A 15,180-nucleotide genomic window follows, 5' to 3' on the forward strand; every position below is an offset into this window, starting at 1 on the left:
TAACTCGCCAATATACATAATATTAAAGGCTGTTATGATTATTTATGACTTTTAGCACTAAACCAAAAGTTCATAAAATCAGCGGTGAGCTTGTTTTCAATTTCCATTGCACGTTCTGTTGGACAAAAAATCGTAAAAATAATTTGTGTATCACCGATATCTGACGTTGCAACTTCAATATGTGGCGCAGGCCCTGCAATATTTATATCTAATCGATTCTCAATAACTTGATTATACCTTACGGCGACATCATTAAAGTCGGCACAATAGCTGTTGGCTTTAATTTTTAGCGCATCAATAAACTCGAACGGATTTACACTGCCGTCACGGGTAATAGTAAAATGATGCACCGCATAACGTTTGAGGAAGTTTAAGTTTTTAATTGCCGTTGTCACTAATTGATTATTCGGCATGTAAAGGGTTTTACCGGTAAATTGATAATTACTGATATTAACTTCTAAAATAGTTAAGTTTATCCAGTCTATAGAGTTTACTTCACCGCAGTAATTTCCGACTTGTATCCAGTCGCCAATACGAAATGGACGGTTTGAAACTACATAAATAAAACCGATAAAACACTGAATAAACTCCCGTGTTACTAACACGATAGCAACTACAAATGCTGCGATTGAAAAGGCAAATTTTTGAATTTCAACTGACCAAATATTAAACATAATGACAATGAGTGCAAAATTGAAAATATTATTCAAAAAATTTACGGTAAAGCGCTTATCTATTTTTTTCTTTTTCGCACGACGCTTAATAAAGCGCGTAATAACTAATTTTACAGTGATAATAACGACAGCTAAAACTACGGAGACTAAAGATTTGTTTTCTAAAAGAGACTGGATCATGAATTACCCGGTAAATTACTACAATAACGACTTATTTTGGCGCTAAAAATGTGCACGGTAATTGATTTCGTGATACAAATCGAGGGAAATATTACTTTAATTTATAATAATTGATTCAGCATCGTAAAATCAATATTCCACTCGTTCAGCTATGATTCAGTTAGCCTGTATTAAAGTAGCGTATCGTTACAATTGATGACTAATAATTTAGACGTTTAGTCGTTAAACTTTTGTTATACCAAAGGGCTTTAAATAGGATATTTTATGAAATTATTTACTTATGTTGTGCTGCTTACGTTTTCTACCTTCACCGTTGCTAATAGCAGTTTGCCAAATAACCGTCATATTTCAGTGACCGGCGATGCACAAATGCTCGCGATGCCTGATATTGCAGTTATACATTTAAATGTTGAAAGTGAACAAAAAACCAGTTTGGATGCAAAAAAAGATGTTGATGAACGAGTGAATAACTTACTTGACGGTTTGGCTGATTTTGACGTTGATGAAGATAATGTTTCAGCATCGAATATTTCTACAGAAGTGCGCAGAACTTATAATCGCGGTGAGCAAGATAAAATTGAAGGCTACATTGCACGCAGAACCTTAAAAATAACCTTAAAAGATATCGATAAACTCAATGCTTTTATGGACTTTGCTTTAAAGGTAAAAATTAATGCTATTCGTAATATCGAATTAAAGTCCTCGAACGAGAAGCAATTGCAGCAAGAAGTAAATGCGCTTGCGGTTAATGATGCTAAAAGCAAAGGTAAGTTATTAGCTAATGCTTTTGATGCTGAGTTAGGGGCAATTTATAGTATTAATGCTAACTCAAACCAAAGTCACCATAGGTACGGTGCTAATAATGAAGGTTATAAAATGAGATCTAGTATGGCAGATAGTTCGGCGAAACCAGGCCGCTACTTACAAGAAAATATTGTTTTTTCAGCATCGATTAGTGTGGTTTTTGATCTCGAACTGTAAGTTAATAACTCGCCAGCGTTAATGTTTTCTTAATCGGTATGGTACTAAGGGACCAAATATTAACGCGGTAAAATACGATAACCTTGAGCATAAATTTATATTACGGATATATAATAAGGAATCCTTATGCTTAACCAAAAAGTTGCCTTAATTACGGGCTCAACAAGCGGTATTGGCCTAGCAACGGCCCATGTACTTGCCGCGAAGGGAATAAACCTGGTTTTACACGGCTTAATGTCAACCACTGAAGGTGAAAAGCTAGCGAGTGAATTTTCTGTTCAATACGGTATTAACGCTATATTTGATAATGCCGATTTAATGAATGTTGACAGTATCGAACGCTTAATAAAGAGTGCAATCGAGCAAATGGGCAGTGTTGATATTTTAATTAATAATGCGGGCATACAACACACAGAGTCGGCAGAAAAGTTTCCGCTAGAAAAATGGAATGCAATTCTTGCTATTAACTTGTCGGCTGCGTTTCATGCGATTCAATATGCTTTGCCCAACATGAAAAGTAACGGTTGGGGCCGAATTATTAATGTTGCTTCAGTGCATGGGCTTGTTGGTTCAGTTAATAAGTCGGCGTATTGCGCGGCTAAGCATGGTTTGGTGGGATTAACCAAAGTGTTAGCGTTAGAATGTGCCGAGCAGGGCATTACCGTAAATGCTATTTGCCCAGGTTGGGTTGATACACCACTGATTAACGATCAAATTTCTGCTATTGCAAAAAAACAAGAAATTACTTTTGATGATGCTAAATATCAATTGGTTACCGCTAAACAACCTTTGCCAGAAATGATGGATCCAGCACAAATTGGCGAGTTTATTTTGTTTCTTTGCAGCAACAGTGCCAGAAGTATCACTGGCTCTGCTTTACCTATGGACGGTGCTTGGACGGCTCAGTAACAATTTTCAGGAAATAATAATTTCGTACTTTATTCGTACTTTAATTAATACTATAAAAAAGGGCTACCTCAATTTACTGAGGAGCCCTATAGGAAGTTAGTTAATTGTTGATTTGCACTCGTGGTTATATTTAGTCGAGTAGATAAAAATTTTACGTGTTGTTAATAAACTTTTTAATCAGTGAATAAGTTTGATGGTATTGCTCAGGTACTAATTTTGACAGCAGCATATAGGCGTGTATCAGGTCATCAAATTGATAATGTTCAACACTTACTCCCGCTTGCTTCACTTTTTGGGCGTATAAAGCGCCTTCATCTCGCAAAGGATCACAACCTGCCGTTATCACTAAGGTTTTAGGCATTCTGCTATCAAATTTACCTAATAAAGGTGACGCTGCTGTTATTAATGCCGCTGTTGATTCGCCTGTGTTTAGCTCTATATTGTCGAGATTAAAATACTGTTGAAAGTACCAACGCATTTTATCTGCTTCTAGCAAGAAACCTTGGCCGTTTTCGACAATTGACGGGCAACTCATGGTGTAGTCTACACTCGGATAGATCAATATTTGTTTATCAATTTTTATAGCAGCGTTATCGATGTTGTTAATCACTAAACTGGTACAAATTGCGCCACCAGCACTATCGCCAGCGATATAAAGCTGTTCGCTAAAGCGGTAACCTTTGAGTAAATCTTGATAGTTTTCTAATAAATATTGGCAGTCGTCTAACCCCGCAGGGTAAGGGTGTTCTGGTGCTAATCGATAATCAATGCAAACAACAATAGCATTGGCGGCAATTGCCAGTTCACGGCTAATGGGATCATATAAATTAACGCTACCACACATATGGCCGCCGCCATGAAAGTGCAGTAAAACCGGTAACTCTTTTTCAGGGTTTGGATGATAAATACGTACAGCAATTTTATTTTCAGCGACGGTAATAAAAGTATTCTTTATCAGCGCCACTTCAGGTCCAGGTATCATATATGATGATAAGTTTTCCAAGTTCTGCCGAATAACATTCGGCTCAAAGGCTGCGCCACTTGCTTTCGCTTGCGCTATGCCAGCATTAACTTGCTCGAGTAACGGAATTAAATTTATTGATACGGTTCCTCGCATGTTAGCTACCTTCTTGTTGTGTTTTATGTTGATTGCCAGATTCTGGTAAGAAGTAGCTACCGATAAATAAGGTTGAGCTCAGTGCCGTGATCAAAATAAACGACCAGGTGTAATCGCCCTGATTCATATCAACCAAACTGCCGAATATCCATAAAATAAGCGTCGATATTATGTAGCTGATTGAGTAGAACATACTAAATACAATGGTGATCCGCGGGGAGGTCATTTTCGGTAATTCGTGTGGAATTGACACAAGCGCCGTTACTGGCAAGAAGATAAAAAAGCCTAATACCATAGCGGCAAAGGTTTGTAGCCAATATAAGTCACTGAACGAAAATACACCTGTGCTGATAATAACCACAAAACCAGACCAACGAATAACAGGTAAACGTAACGGTATTTTCTTCGCATAAATGATGCCGAAAATCGTACCTATAATACCGAAACCAATCACCCACTTGCTTTGTACAATGCCTGCCTTGGGGTAAAAGGTGAACAAACAAATGTAAAACGCTAAAATGCCAGAATAGGCTAAACCATAAATCCAATTAAAACGGTCTTTTAAGCCCTCGCGGTAACTATAAACTTCAGGTAAATCATGAATACTTTGTGTTGATGTATTAGGTTCTTCAAATTTAACTAAAAGCCAAAGTAGGGCGACAATTAGGCTGATAACCGAAAAGACAGTTAAACTGTTCTGCCACCCACCCGTTAGCTCATTAATGCTGCCCATTTGCCATAAAATAATGGCGGTACCAATATTAAAGGCAACAGCGTTAATGCCATTAATAGTGGATCGCTCTTCGGCTTTAAAAAATTGTAAAACAATCGGATTAAAATACACCACCATAAAGGCACCACCAAGCCCCATTAAAAAACGGCTCAATAACAGTAATTCATAATTTGGCGCATAAGGGGTGAGAAGGCCAATGGTGATCAATAAACTGGAAACAAAAAATGCATATTTAATACCGAGCTTTATTGCTATCCAAGCCGCAATAAAAGTACCAACAATTTTAGCTAAGGTAACCGCACCACTAATAAAGCTAGCTGAGGCTAAGCTATGCACGTCAAGAGAAAGCATAATGCTTTGCATGCTCGCTGTGCCACCGACCCAAGCCATGGCGAATAATACATAACTAAAGAAAACAATAGTTTCGACTAAATATTTGTTAGTGATTTTCATCTATGATAACTTTCAAACTGATAATGAATGGTTAGATTACCCTAGGAAGTTAGGGAAATAAGTACTACCTTAGTGCACTATAATCGACTGGCCTGCATGATATGCTATTTGAAATCCCTTTCTATGCTGTGCATAGCATCTTTAAAACAAAGGAATAAATTTGTTAGCTTGGCTATCTATTGATACTTGGTTGATCACCGTACTCTCTATTGGCTATCTTTGCCTACTGTTTTTAGTTGCTTACAAAGGGCAAAATCAGTCGTCTGAGCAATGGCGCTGCAAGCCATGGGTTTATAGTTTATCTTTAGCCGTTAGCTGCACTTCATGGGCTTTTTATGGCACGGTCGGCCAAGCGGCTACAACAGGTGCTTGGCTAGCGCCCCTTTATATCGGTACTATCATGTGTTTGGTATTTGCTTGGCCGATGTTGATGAAAATGCTAAATATTATCAAGCGCCAAAACCTGACTTCAATTGCTGATTTTATTGCCTTTCGTTATGACCGCTCGCCTAAAATAGCGATAACCGTTGCGTTGATCGCCTTGGTGGGTACTGTGCCCTATATAGCCTTGCAATTACGCGCTATTAGTACCAGTTTTGATTTACTCACTGGCACCTTTCAATCAGGTATTAGTACGGCATTTGTGGTGACCATTGTCTTAATTGTCTTTAGTATTTTTTTTGGTACTCGCCAAATTGCGGCCAGTAAGCAAAACCAAGGTTTAGTGCTGGCGATTGCCTTTAGCTCTGTGGTGAAATTATTAGCGTTAACCGCGGTGGGTATTTTTGCGACTTTTTTTGTCTTTGATGGTTTTGCAGACTTAGCTGCACAACAGAAAAGTAATAACCTATTTACCGGTGAGGGCTCTGTATATTTAGGCATAGCTCATGCGGTATTAGGGGCAATTACCATTTTCGTTTTACCCCAGCAATTTCATATGATGATGATAGAAAATCATCATCCGCAAGAGTTAAAAACCGCCCGCTGGTTGTTCCCACTGTATTTTATTTTAATTAATATTTTTGTTTTGCCGATTGCTATTGCTGGACTCGTTACCTTTCCCGGTGGCAGTGTCGATGCCGATACTTACGTGCTAACACTACCGTTGTTTTTTCAACAAGCTTGGTTAGGTATTGTGGTTTATATTGGCGGTTTAGCTGCAGCAACGAGTATGGTTATTGTTTCAGCTATCGTATTAAGTACCATGATTTCTACTGAGGTGATAACACCGTTAACACTGAAGTTTAAATATTTCAGCAAGGCAGGTGCGCCGCAGTTTTCTGGCTTGTTGCTTAAACAACGCCGTCTCGCCATTACCGCAATATTATTATTTGCTTTTGCCTTTGAACGTAGCATTAATCAGCAAAGCCATTTAGCCAGTATTGGCTTGCTCTCCTTCGTTTTACTCTCGCAATTTGCCCCAGCTATTATCGGTGCATTGTACTGGCGAAAAGCCAATGGTAAAGGCGCATTAACCGGCTTAATTGTCGGCAGCGTTATGTGGTTTTTTACTTTACTGTTACCTATTATTGCGCCTAACTTAGCTTGGGTAGAAAATGGTGTGTTTGGGCTTGCTTGGCTGAAGCCCACCGCGCTTTTTGGCGTCGACTTTTTAGACTTAACCAGCCATGGCGTGTTCTATAGCTTAATGAGTAATATCGTTTGTTTTGTCGTTGTTTCATTAATGACCCATCGCAGTGTCGGTGAAAAACTCCAAGCCGATATTTTTATCTCTAAAAGTCAGCGAAAATTCGAACGTAACTTAAGTACGGAAGATCTTTACAGCTTACTCATGCGTTTTATCGATAAAAGTGCTGCAGATGCTTTTTTACAAATCGCAAAATCGAATCAAGCGAGTCAAAATAACCTTGATGTTGAGCCAGTAAACTTGATTGAATATACACGTTTACAACTTTCTGGTGTTTTAGGTTCGGCCTCTACGCGCATGGTCATGAAAGCGGCCTCAACCTCAGAGAGAATGCCACTTGAAGATGTTGTTAGTATTGTGGATGAAGCAAATGAAATGTTTCGCTTTAACCGTGAGTTATTGCAATCAGGTGTTGAAAATATCGAGCAAGGTATCAGTGTTGTTGATGCCGACATGAGATTAGTGGCGTGGAATCAGCGTTATATTCAATTACTCGATTACCCTGAAGGTTTTGTGCAAGCCGGCTTACCCATTGAAACCTTATTAAATTTTAATATCTCAAGAGATATTATTGCTGGTGGTGCTAATAATGATCAGATGATCGCTAAACGCATTGCTCATATGAAAAATGGTGACAGCCATCACTTTGAGCGAAAAATGCCTAATGGCATGGTACTAGAAATTCGTGGTCAGTCGATGCCAGCAGGCGGTTTTGTAAGTACTTTCTCAGATATTACGGCGCATATCGAAGCTGAAAAAGCATTACAAAAAGCCAACGAAAATCTTGAAAAACGCGTTGAAAGCCGTACCCAAGAATTACAAAAAGCTAAAGCCGAAGCCGAAGCCGCCTATAGCAGTAAAAGCCGATTTTTAGCGGCAGCAAGTCACGATCTTATGCAGCCATTTAATGCCTTATCTTTATTTACCTCAATGTTGAAAAATAAAGTACAAGGAGAAGAGTTAACGGCACTTGCCGAACATATTGATGACTCATTGAATGTGGTAGAAGCTTTATTGTCTGATTTAGTCGAAATTTCTCGACTAGATAGTAGCTCTGAAAAAATTGATAAAAGCCACTTCGCCCTTGATGATTTACTTAGCCCATTAAACAATGAATTTACGGCATTAGCCACGCAAGCAGGCATACGCTTTTCTTATCAACTCAGTCAATGTGTTGTGCATTCTGATAAACGCATGTTAAGACGAGTAATACAAAACTTTTTGTCGAATGCGGTACATTATTGCAACGATAAACAAGGTGAAAAAGCGACGATTGCCAATCGTATTGTGTTAGGTATTAGAAGAACCAAAGCGATGATTCGCGTTGAAGTTTGGGATAACGGCCCAGGTATCGCGTTAGCACAACAAAAAGCAATATTCCGTGAATTTGAACGCTTAGAACAGAATCGAGAAATACCTGGGCTTGGTTTAGGTTTAGCTATTTCAGAGCGTATTGCGAACTTACTGGGCTTAAATATTTCGGTGAAGTCTCAATTGGGTAAGGGGACTTGTTTTAGCATTGAAATACCGCGTGTCAGTGAGAGTGAAGCCGCAGCAGTAAATGCAAATACAAGTAAAAAGTTGAATAAAACCTTAGAGGTTAAAACACCAGCATCGCCAGAAAAACCCTTTAGTAACATTGTCGTGCTATTAATTGATAATGATGAATTAATGTTAACGGCCTTAACCTCACAACTTATCGATTGGGGTTGTAAGGTTTTGACCGCACATGATCAAGCATCTTGTCAGCAGACGCTTGCTAATGGCGACATTAAACCTCATATTGTCATTGCTGATTATCATCTTGATTACGGTAATAATGGCGTTGAATTAGTGCGAACATTGCAACAAGTACAACGATGGCATGTGCCGACAATCATTTGCTCTGCCGACCCATCAGAAAGTGTTCGAGAACATACTAGTGACGCTGAATTTCTTTTTATACGTAAGCCGGTTAAGTCATTAGCGCTGAAGCGCATGATGCGGCAACTGCTATAACTAATTAAAAATTTTACTGATCGTTTTACTGTTAGTATTCGTATGTACTGGTTAGCGTATTATTTCTAAATAGTACTTCCAAATAATACTTTTGAGTAATTATAACTAGTGCTTATACTACTTATGATGCATTAGCTCCAAATAAAGGAAAATATTATCGATATCTCTCATATCGTGCAACTTACTTACATGTTAACGGAGGCATTATTCGTTGGTATGGTGATTGTTTTCCTTTTTGGTATGCGACAGAAATTTGGCATTGCACTACTTTATATAACTTTAGGTACATTCCAATATTTACAAACCGTATTAGCCACTTTTTTATATTTTGAAATTTTCCCTGGTGTTTTCGTCAGCCCAGGGTCTGCGGTGCTATTTAATGCGAGCTTATTTGCCGTGCTACTTATCTATATAAAAGAAGATGCAGCAGAAGCGCGGAAACTTATTTATGGGCTAGTTTTTGCCAATTTAACCTTAACCATATTTCTCTTAATGGTTGGCCTTCATTTAGAAGGGATACCTGCAGAACAATTATCATTTGTGCCAGAGCAAGTGTTGAGCTTTACGCCTAGAGTGTTGATTGTCGGCACACTTACATTAGCTATCGATGTATTGTTAATCATTATTCTTTATGAGTTCTTTGCAAAATATTTTAATAAAGTTTTTTTAAAGATTTACAGTGCAATGGCGGTGGTATTAATTATTGATACTTTAGTTTTTACTGTTGGCTCAGGTATCATTTCAGCACAATCAGATTATATCGGCTTACTGTTATCATCAGTGGTAGGTAAGTTGCTTTTAGCTGTAGTTTATTCTTCGATATTGGCACTCTATATAAAGCATCATCAAGATATAGAGTCGAACAATACAAATGAAAGTACTGACATAAAAGATATTTTCACGTTTCTTACTTACCGACAAAAATACGAAAAGCTACGAAAAGAAATTTACCGAGATTCACTTACAGGACTATACAACCGTGGCTTTCTAAATGAAAACTTACCTAGAGAACTCGATAGAGCTGTACGTAACGATGACTCTATTGCTTTTCTAATGATAGATATTGATAATTTTAAGCACATTAATGATACATTCGGGCATCAAGAGGGTGACAGAATACTTGCTTTTTTGGCTATGGTTATTCATAAGTCAATTCGAAAAATGGATTTAGCGTGTCGATATGGCGGTGAAGAGTTCTCGTTAATATTACCTAAAACCGATAAAATTTCGGCCATACAACTCGCTGAAAGATTAAGAGATAATTTAACTATTTTATCTGCCTCACATAAGCCTGCCATAGCGCGTGAAATAACGCTAACTATCGGTATTGCAATGGCGCCAAAAGAAGCAATTACACCCAATGAACTTGTGTCCATTGCAGATAAAAGACTTTACTTAGGTAAAGCAAGTGGCAGAAACTGTATTGTATCGAATGGTTAAATGGCAGCGCAGGTGTCGTTAATTTAATCGCTGGTTGAGTGATATTAATCAGATAAAGCTTAACCCGTTTAATCTTAACGGGTTACGTTCTTATTCAATTACTTTTACTTTTACTTTTGATCAAGAGACATTTAAGTGCTGTGAAGGGCTAAGCATCAACTGCTGGTAAGCAAGACCCGCTAATGTACGGTTATTCACTTCTAGCTTTAACAATATCGCAGAAACATGTTTTTTTACTGTGGTTTCTTTAATGTCGAGATCATAAGCAATTTGTTTATTTAATTGGCCATCGGCTATCTGCGTTAACACTATGTATTGTTGCGGTGTTAGTTGGCTTAATTGTTTAGCGAGTTTTTGATGCGCTACATCAATTTGTTGGTCAGCATTAAACTCAATATGTTCTGGTAACCAAATATCCCCTTCTAAAACCGTAGCAATGGCTTTTGCTATCGTGGCTAAATCAGCAGATTTAGGAATAAATGCTGCAGCGCCAAAATTAATCGCTTTTTGCATGGTTTCAGAGTTATCGTCTGACGAGACCATGATCACCACAATGTCAGGAAAATGGTTTTGCAGTTGGGTTAAACCGGTAAAACCGTCGTTACCTGGCATATGTAAATCAAGAAAAACTATTTCTAAACTATCGTGTTCGTTAACGGCTTTAAGTAAGTCGTGAAAGTTATCCACTTCTAGGGTTTCATCATCTTCAATGCATTCTACAATTGCCTGCTTTAAAGCGGTACGAAATAACGGATGATCGTCGGCGATGATTACTTTTGCTTGGTTCATTACAGCAGCCTTTTATACGATTAAAACTATCAACTCTCGAACTACAAAACGAGAATGATAATAATTGATGATGATACAATATTTATTATCAAAAAAAGAGCCGGTAAAAACCAGCTCTTTTTATTTTTAAATATTGTATAGCGTTTAGAAACTATAACCTATGGTTAATGAAATGGTTTCAGGGTCGCCGTAATAGCCAATCAGTGTGGTATCGCCACCTAAACCAGGCGCATAACTACCATCATCATTTTGTGCGCCTAAGAAGGCATAGTTGCCGACCAAGTACTCTGCATTGGTAATGTTTTTCCAATGCAGTGCTGCAGTCCAATCACCGTTATTGCTATACCAATTAACACCAAAGTTAAGTAGGCCGTAACCATCTTGAGTTAATAGGTTATCAGTCACATTTAAGTCGTAGTCACTTCGGTAATAGTAGTTACCATTTACCACAAAAGCACCTACAGAGGTTTCAATATCATAAGAAACACCTAGATTGGCAGTGGTTTCAGGTGTATTAGTAATGGTGAAACTATCGCTAATATCTATCTGGCTACCGTCAGTATCAAATGACTTAACTTCTTTAAAAGATGAATCGATTAAGCCTATGCTGGCAAAAATATTTAAGTTATCTGCCGCCGCATATTCTATTTCAAGCTCTAAACCAGACGCGGTAGATTTACCAATATTACCTAAACGTTGACTCAAAGCACTGTTGTCTTCTGTCGGTAAAACGGTAACAAATTGTCTATCTTTATGATCAAGGTAGAAAGCTGTGGCATTTACTCTTAAGTTATCATTCCACTCACTTTTTACGCCAATTTCAAATGAATCAACTACTTCGGGATCTACCGCAGGCTCTGGACCACTTGCTCTTGGGTTAAAGGTACCTGATTTAAAGCCTTGTGAGTAACTGGCAAAGAGCATCATATCGTTCGAATATTGATATTCTGCACCTACACGTGGAGTAAAGCGCGACCAATCTTCTTTGTCATTCAGAACTTCAGGGAATGTTACATCACCACGAACATAACCAGGTATCCAACCGCTTTCTGGATAAACAGTCTCAAATGCTAGACCATTATTTACGTTAGCTGTTTTTTCTTCTGTGGTGTATCGCGCACCTAAGGTCATCGATAATTTTTCGGTAAGGTTATACGAACCTTGTGCATAAACAGCATAGCTTTCGCTGTTATTACAACCGGTGACTTCTCGCGTTAATCCAGGTAAAGAGAGTGACTGACCAAAATTCTCTAAAATTGCATCGAAGTGGCCACATGATTCACCATCAAAATAGTACAAGCCTGAAACAAAAGTTAAATTATCTGAATTATAGTTAAGCTGAAATTCTTGGCTGAATTGCTCATCATCATAAATGGCCGGTACATCAAAAATACGCTCGGCGGTATTGTCAAAATCAATATTTGTTTTTGAGTAATTTTCACGACTTGATGTAACTGATTTAACCGACCAAGTATCGTTGATAAAGTATTCAGCGGTTAGACTAAAGCCTTCAGATTCAACACTATTCCAAGTAGGCATACTGGTGTAAGAGTCATAAACACTGTCGGGTACTGGCGCATCAGTAACTATACTTGGTAGTAAACGATAGCCGCCTTTAGCATTAGAGTCGTCGGTGGTTTTGTCATAGTTAAAACGGAAGAATAAATCGTCAGTTGGTTCGAATTCGACAGTAATTCGACCGGCAAAAACATCTTTATTATAGTTTTCTAAGTCTTGGTTTGGTAAATCAGATTGTAAAAATTCACCGTAACCATCGCGCGTTAAATTGGCTAAGGCAAACCCGACATAAAGTTTGTCGTCTATTACTGGGATTTTACCCGCAACTTTATAATCTTGACGGCCGTAATTGCCAAAGGTCGCTTTAAGATCAAGCTCTACATCGCCAGACATTTTTTTAGTGACATATTTAATCGCACCACCTATGGTATTTTTACCATACAAACTTCCTTGAGGACCACGTAATACTTCAATGCGTTCAACGTCAAGAATATCTAATACAGCACCTTGTGGGCGGGCAATATAAACGTCATCAACATAAATGCCGACACCCGGTTCATAGCCCCATAATGGATCATCTTGACCAACACCACGAATAAAAGCGGTTAACGTTGAGTTAGTACCACGACTAGCTTGTAGTGTAGTATTTGGAGAAAACTGTTGAACTTCAGTCATTGCACTAATGCCATTTTGCGCTAACTGTTCAGCGCCAACAGACGTTACAGCCACAGGAACAGATTGTAAGCTTTCTGCGGTTTTTCGCGCCGTGACTTCAATGCGTTCTAATGTAGGATCGTTTTTGATCTGTTCATCTGTTTCTGCAGCCATAATGTTTTGGCTAGTCAGTGCTGCTGAAATTGTTATGGCTAAAACACTCAGCCTTGTGTTAAAACTTTTCATATTATTTCCCCGTATTTTAAATCTAATAAACCGCTTATTTGAGCACTTTATTGTTATTTATTAGTGTGGATAAAACTCTATAGTAAATTTGCTAGAAGATAATTTGTACTATAGTAGTATGTAGTCTGTTTTTATTTTTAAGTTATTGTATATAAACACTATATGTGTAGTTATATTTATTTTTAAAACATGTTATTCGCTAAATTATCGGTTGATTTATATTTTCCAAGCCTCGAGTAAGTACAAAATCGTACTAATTGGCGTGCTAATGACAAAAGGAGCAACGCTTCCTCCGTCGATTTTTTCTGGTGCTACAGCTATGCCATGACCCATGTTTTCAATTTCAATGAGCTCAACATTCAATTGCTGGTTTTTTCCTTGCCATTGGCTAACTTGATAGCCTTGATGTTTTTCAATAGTTGGCTGCTGTGAAGACTGAGTTAATTGCGCCCAATGTATAGCAAGTTGTTGTGAGTTTTTAGGGTTAACTACTGCGTCTGCATCACCTGTAAATATCGACAATGGTGGCCAATTAGATTGTGTGCCGTTAATCTCTTTAACTAATGCGGTTAATTGGTCAGGATTTTGTGAAGGCCCGCTACGCATGCAGGCAATGGCGGTGATTAAGTTATCTGCACAAGGGTAGGGGATGCCTGCAACAATAGCCCCTGCGGTAAATAACTCGGGATAATTAACCACCATAGAGCTCGCCATAGCGCCACCTGCAGATAAACCGATGATATAAATGTTACTAAAGTTTTGCTCGGCGTTAACCGTGGTAATCATATTTTTTATCGACAAGCTTTCCCCTTGATTTTTCTCAATATCTTGTGAGGAAAACCAATTGAAACAACCTTTAATATTATTGTTTTGGCTTTGCTGCGGGATCAGCAGCGAAAACTGCTTTTTGTTTGCTAACGCCAGTAAAGCTGTTTGCTCTGCTAGCCTTTCTCCTTGTTGAACACAGCCATGCAGTAAAACAATAAGGCTTTTATTACTAGTCTCATGGTAGTAGCTAGCGCTTAGGTCGCCAGGGTTATCGCCAAACTCAATTAATGTTGTTTGTTTAGCAAAACTGCTAGCACTAAAAAAAGCTGTTGTAATGATGATAAACATCGATAAACATTTATACATAATAATTTTCCATAGTTATTTACCAACAGCTATTAACTAAAAATTGAAAGCTATAAGTTTGACGTTATAAGTTAAGGCGATAAAGGGCAATTTCAGCTTATCAGCATGACGTATTACTGAAAGTTATAGAATGCTACTTTAGTTCCACAGCAATTGGTAAATGATTATTTTAAAAGATAAAACCAGTTGTTTAATTATTATTGAGTTAACGCTAAGCTATGAAGGTTAAAGTACGACCCTATTTATTTTGCTTACTTATAAATGAGACTACGAACATGACACTAAAGGCGTTGGCGCAGCGTTTGTTTATTATCAAGCCATTATTAAATTTGATTTTTGTAGGTTGCCTTGTTTCGATTGTTATTTTATTTCTCAATGGCTCAATTGAAAATCAAAACCTTTATGCTTTACCTTGTTTATTAGTCGCCGCTTGGAGCTTGTTATTAAGTGCAATATTGGGGCTACTTGTTAATACCCCAAATCCCGATATCAGGGTAAAAGGTTGGTTTGCAGGTATGAAAAAAAGGCTAGCAAAAACACTATTCACTGTTGTCGCCACCGTGTTTTTTTTTACCAGCTTAGCCTTGTTATATGTGACAATTAAACTGTTGAGTTTGTGACATATTATCGGCTAAAACAGGTGTAAGAAAACTATTATTTTAAACCGATTTACACTTGGCATAAATTTAACTTTTTTCAATAGTCT

General features: G+C 38.0%; 11 protein-coding genes. 5 read left to right on the forward strand and 6 right to left on the reverse strand.

Annotated features, from left to right (window positions below; genetic code table 11):
• Window positions 1-38 precede the first annotated feature (38 nt).
• Window positions 39-854, reverse strand: a complete 816-nt coding sequence (locus tag A3Q33_RS13430) for a mechanosensitive ion channel family protein (protein ID WP_081180393.1) — start codon at window positions 852-854, stop codon at window positions 39-41.
• Window positions 855-1,118: 264 nt separating this feature from the next.
• On the opposite strand from A3Q33_RS13430, the gene A3Q33_RS13435 reads away from it, so the two are divergent.
• Together A3Q33_RS13435 and A3Q33_RS13440 are read left to right on the forward strand one after the other, a co-directional pair.
• Window positions 1,119-1,835: an SIMPL domain-containing protein gene (locus tag A3Q33_RS13435; protein ID WP_081180394.1), complete on the forward strand. Its 717-nt coding sequence runs from the start codon at window positions 1,119-1,121 to the stop codon at window positions 1,833-1,835.
• 126 nt (window positions 1,836-1,961) lie between these two features.
• The gene (locus A3Q33_RS13440; RefSeq protein WP_081180395.1) at window positions 1,962-2,744 is read left to right on the forward strand and encodes a 3-hydroxybutyrate dehydrogenase; all 783 of its coding nucleotides are present in this window, start codon (window positions 1,962-1,964) and stop codon (window positions 2,742-2,744) included.
• Window positions 2,745-2,895: 151 nt separating this feature from the next.
• Here the strand turns inward: A3Q33_RS13440 and A3Q33_RS13445 are convergent, their stop codons facing one another.
• Together A3Q33_RS13445 and A3Q33_RS13450 are read right to left on the reverse strand one after the other, a co-directional pair.
• Window positions 2,896-3,861, reverse strand: coding sequence for an alpha/beta hydrolase (locus tag A3Q33_RS13445; protein ID WP_081180396.1), 966 nt, complete (start codon window positions 3,859-3,861; stop codon window positions 2,896-2,898).
• Between the two features lies 1 nt (window position 3,862).
• On the reverse strand, window positions 3,863-5,047 hold the full coding sequence (locus A3Q33_RS13450) for an MFS transporter (protein ID WP_081180397.1): 1,185 nt from the start codon (window positions 5,045-5,047) through the stop codon (window positions 3,863-3,865).
• Between the two features lie 160 nt (window positions 5,048-5,207).
• On the opposite strand from A3Q33_RS13450, the gene A3Q33_RS13455 reads away from it, so the two are divergent.
• Together A3Q33_RS13455 and A3Q33_RS13460 are read left to right on the forward strand one after the other, a co-directional pair.
• Window positions 5,208-8,693, forward strand: a complete 3,486-nt coding sequence (locus tag A3Q33_RS13455) for a hybrid sensor histidine kinase/response regulator (protein ID WP_081180398.1) — start codon at window positions 5,208-5,210, stop codon at window positions 8,691-8,693.
• A gap of 189 nt (window positions 8,694-8,882) precedes the next feature.
• A complete protein-coding gene (locus A3Q33_RS13460; RefSeq protein WP_155866773.1) occupies window positions 8,883-10,133 on the forward strand; it encodes a GGDEF domain-containing protein in 1,251 nt (416 codons plus the stop codon).
• A 120-nt stretch (window positions 10,134-10,253) separates the two neighbouring features.
• Here A3Q33_RS13460 and A3Q33_RS13465 read toward each other — a convergent pair whose 3' ends face one another.
• From A3Q33_RS13465 to A3Q33_RS13475, 3 genes are all read right to left on the reverse strand, one after another.
• Complete coding sequence (locus tag A3Q33_RS13465; RefSeq protein WP_081152228.1) at window positions 10,254-10,922, reverse strand: response regulator transcription factor; 669 nt, start codon at window positions 10,920-10,922, stop codon at window positions 10,254-10,256.
• Window positions 10,923-11,066: 144 nt separating this feature from the next.
• Complete coding sequence (locus tag A3Q33_RS13470; protein ID WP_081180400.1) at window positions 11,067-13,340, reverse strand: TonB-dependent receptor; 2,274 nt, start codon at window positions 13,338-13,340, stop codon at window positions 11,067-11,069.
• A 216-nt stretch (window positions 13,341-13,556) separates the two neighbouring features.
• Window positions 13,557-14,474, reverse strand: coding sequence for an extracellular catalytic domain type 1 short-chain-length polyhydroxyalkanoate depolymerase (locus tag A3Q33_RS13475; RefSeq protein ID WP_081180401.1), 918 nt, complete (start codon window positions 14,472-14,474; stop codon window positions 13,557-13,559).
• Between the two features lie 275 nt (window positions 14,475-14,749).
• Here A3Q33_RS13475 and A3Q33_RS13480 point away from each other — a divergent pair, with 275 nt between their 5' ends.
• Window positions 14,750-15,094 carry a hypothetical protein gene (locus tag A3Q33_RS13480; protein WP_081180402.1) on the forward strand — a complete coding sequence of 115 codons (345 nt, stop codon included), beginning with the start codon at window positions 14,750-14,752 and terminating at the stop codon, window positions 15,092-15,094.
• Window positions 15,095-15,180: the final 86 nt, after the last annotated feature.

The organism is Colwellia sp. PAMC 21821 (genome assembly GCF_002077175.1).
In the GTDB taxonomy this organism is placed as follows: domain Bacteria; phylum Pseudomonadota; class Gammaproteobacteria; order Enterobacterales; family Alteromonadaceae; genus Cognaticolwellia.

Coding starts and splice junctions, on each gene's coding strand:
- A3Q33_RS13430 (WP_081180393.1), bottom strand. CDS start 854: ATGATCCAGTCTCTTTTAGAAAACAAATCTTTAGTCTCCGTAGTTTTA.
- A3Q33_RS13440 (WP_081180395.1), top strand. CDS start 1,962: ATGCTTAACCAAAAAGTTGCCTTAATTACGGGCTCAACAAGCGGTATT.
- A3Q33_RS13460 (WP_155866773.1), top strand. CDS start 8,883: ATGTTAACGGAGGCATTATTCGTTGGTATGGTGATTGTTTTCCTTTTT.
- A3Q33_RS13470 (WP_081180400.1), bottom strand. CDS start 13,340: ATGAAAAGTTTTAACACAAGGCTGAGTGTTTTAGCCATAACAATTTCA.
- A3Q33_RS13475 (WP_081180401.1), bottom strand. CDS start 14,474: ATGTATAAATGTTTATCGATGTTTATCATCATTACAACAGCTTTTTTT.
- A3Q33_RS13465 (WP_081152228.1), bottom strand. CDS start 10,922: ATGAACCAAGCAAAAGTAATCATCGCCGACGATCATCCGTTATTTCGT.
- A3Q33_RS13450 (WP_081180397.1), bottom strand. CDS start 5,047: ATGAAAATCACTAACAAATATTTAGTCGAAACTATTGTTTTCTTTAGT.
- A3Q33_RS13480 (WP_081180402.1), top strand. CDS start 14,750: ATGACACTAAAGGCGTTGGCGCAGCGTTTGTTTATTATCAAGCCATTA.
- A3Q33_RS13445 (WP_081180396.1), bottom strand. CDS start 3,861: ATGCGAGGAACCGTATCAATAAATTTAATTCCGTTACTCGAGCAAGTT.
- A3Q33_RS13435 (WP_081180394.1), top strand. CDS start 1,119: ATGAAATTATTTACTTATGTTGTGCTGCTTACGTTTTCTACCTTCACC.